Source organism: Intestinibacter sp. (genome assembly GCF_051866655.1).
GTDB lineage: Bacteria > Bacillota > Clostridia > Peptostreptococcales > Peptostreptococcaceae > Intestinibacter.
In genome coordinates this window covers 1-2,562 of record NZ_JBJDXL010000229.1, presented here as the reverse complement: position 1 = coordinate 2,562, position 2,562 = coordinate 1, and the positions used below count along the sequence as shown (strand labels likewise).

Genomic DNA, 2,562 nt, shown 5'->3' with positions numbered 1-2,562 from the left:
AAGTTATTTATAATGTTAGACAAGTTAGTCAGAAATAAGAGTGTAGATAACAATACATTACTTATGTTTGATGAACCAGAGGAAGGTATGCATCCTGAGTGGCAATTGGATTTTATAGAAAAGTTATTTGATATCGATGTTCATTTTGCTTTGACAACTCATAGTCCTTATATAATACAGAGCTTGATATATAATGCTAAACAAAAACATGAAAAAGTGAATTATTATGTTGTGGAGCAAGATAAAGAGTTAGGATATGCTATTAGTAAACAAGAGGATAAGCCTCTTAATATAGTAAAAGATTTGACTAATCCTATATTGAAGGTTAGAGGATTTTAATATGGGAGGTAGTATGGATAAATTAGAGTATTTAGAAGAGAAGGTAAATAGATATCCTAATATAGAAAGGCAGTTAATAAAAATTTTGTTTGCTTCAGATAAAACTTTGGAAAAATTAAAAGAAGATTCAAGTTTAATAAATGATAACAATTTATTTATAGATAGTGATTTAACAATGCTAGGTTTAGATGATTTAGGGCGAAGAAAAAAGCATGCGACAGCTGATGGTATGGAGGTTTCGAAATCAAAAGGGATATTACTTATAGAAGCCAAAGATATTACAGAGGCATTGTTGAAAAGATTACAAGCAATTGTAAATGATGAAGATATGAATTTAAATTTAGAAAGAATTGTTGATATAAGAATACAAGAGGTACATAGAAAATTAGATGGAAGTGTAGCTTTATTAAATAGACTTTTAAAGCCTATAGATCAGAGTTTAACTAGTGATGATAATATATGTATTGGTTTATTTATAGATTATAAATTGACTGATGTAGATGAATTTGGCTTGACAGGTGATATAGGCTTGTTGAGAGATGAAATAGATGAGTATTGTGAGAGTAAAGAAACTAAAATATTTACTAATAAAGGTCTTAGAGAAATGGAAGATTTAATTGAGCAATATTCTACATCTAGGTAATATAGATAATTTAGGCAAAAATGTAAATATATGTTATTATAGTTATTGTAATATGGGGAATAATTTTAGAAGGAGTAAGTTGGAAATTATGGAACAATTAAATGTAATAGACCAATATTTTGAAAAAATAGGACTAAAGGAAGCTAAGGATCGCGACGAGTTTTTCAAGGAAATAGACGAAAAGCATGGAGTGAACTTGACTCAAAACATAGACTTAGCGATGTCACTTAGAAAAGATACTAGTAATGGTAAAATATATTCAGTGAAAAACAAGGACTTAGACACAAGCATGGATTTCGCTGGGTATTATTATGATTTGTATAGAGAATTTTTTACTTGGATGATTGAAAATGCTGATTTAGATGGGAAGAAAATCCTAGACCTAGGATGTGACAATGGAATAGCTACTTGCTTTTTAGCATCAGTTTATCCAAATGCTGAGGTAGTTGCAGTTGACAAGAGCAAAAAGGGCATCAAATGTGCAGAAGAAATCGCAGCAAAACTAGGCTTACAAAATGTAAAATTCGAAGTAGTAGATGCCAAGAAAATAGATAAATTCTTCAAACAAGAAAAATTCGATGCAGTCGTATCTATAAGATCTATGCTAGAAATCACAAATTTACCTAAGCTTAAGAGTTTCTGGAGCATAGACGATGTGGAAAAATCATTAGTAGTTGCAAACAGCGTAGTTAAATTTTTCAGAAGCGTAGAAAAGGTTATGGCAGATGATGCTAAGCTGATAACTTTTGAGAGATTAGAAGGTGCTGAGGAAATTCTAAATTTCGTCAAATCAATGAGAGAATCAGGGCTATACATAAATACAGAAAGCATGTGCAAGGTGCAATTTTACGAATTAGACAGCTACGAACAAATGCCTGTAATCGTGTTCGATAAAGCGAAAAGAGAAGAAATCACATTTGGTGAATTTATCGAGATATACAGCAAATTGCCTGTTTTAAATAAGCATAAAGATGTCGACGACGACTTCAAAATAGAGCTTGAATTCAAGGCGATAGAAGATAAAAAGCTTGTCTTCGGAACACAAATAGACTACAAAAATGGTGCTGGCAGCGAGAGAAGAGAAGTATGGCAAGCTGGCGACAAGTTCGTGTGCTATAAGTACAGCAATATCGGACGTAGAGAGCTTGTGACAGATGTTGCTGATAAGGACGAGACTATAAAGGATATTAGAAATATGGCTGGATTTATCGGCAGAATGGGGAATAAGGTGTCTGAGTATTTTAGCTTGGAAGAGAGAGACGCTATTAAATAGAGAATGTTTTTATGGAGAGGGAAGTTATTTTTAGGGGTAGCTTCTCTTTTTATTGTATAAAAATAGCTCACCGAATATGGTGAGCTTTTAATTCAAAAATAAATAACTGTCATCGTCATTCCGATGAGAGTTATTTTAAAAAATAGATAATTGTCATCGCCATTCCGATGAGAATTATTCTATTTATATTATATGATAATTATAATAAAATTATACAAAAAAGTCAAATTTAAATTAAAAATATTTTATTATTATAAAATTTATATTATTATTATAAATAAAATTATATTTAAAATATGAAAGGATT

At 30.7% G+C, this 2,562-nt stretch carries 3 protein-coding genes; all 3 read left to right on the top strand.

The window, feature by feature from the left end; genetic code table 11:
• Positions 1-339, top strand: a 339-nt coding sequence (locus ACI3VO_RS06885) for a hypothetical protein (protein ID WP_439757197.1), incomplete at its 5' end; no start/stop codon positions are given.
• Positions 340-352: 13 nt separating this feature from the next.
• A complete protein-coding gene (locus ACI3VO_RS06880) occupies positions 353-982 on the top strand; it encodes a hypothetical protein (RefSeq protein ID WP_439757196.1) in 630 nt (209 codons plus the stop codon).
• An 88-nt stretch (positions 983-1,070) separates the two neighbouring features.
• On the top strand, positions 1,071-2,255 hold the full coding sequence (locus ACI3VO_RS06875) for a methyltransferase domain-containing protein (RefSeq protein ID WP_439757195.1): 1,185 nt from the start codon (positions 1,071-1,073) through the stop codon (positions 2,253-2,255).
• Positions 2,256-2,562: the final 307 nt, after the last annotated feature.

Excerpts from the sequence above, each read along its gene's own strand:
- ACI3VO_RS06880 (WP_439757196.1), top strand. The coding sequence starts at position 353 with ATGGATAAATTAGAGTATTTAGAAGAGAAGGTAAATAGATATCCTAAT.
- ACI3VO_RS06875 (WP_439757195.1), top strand. The coding sequence starts at position 1,071 with ATGGAACAATTAAATGTAATAGACCAATATTTTGAAAAAATAGGACTA.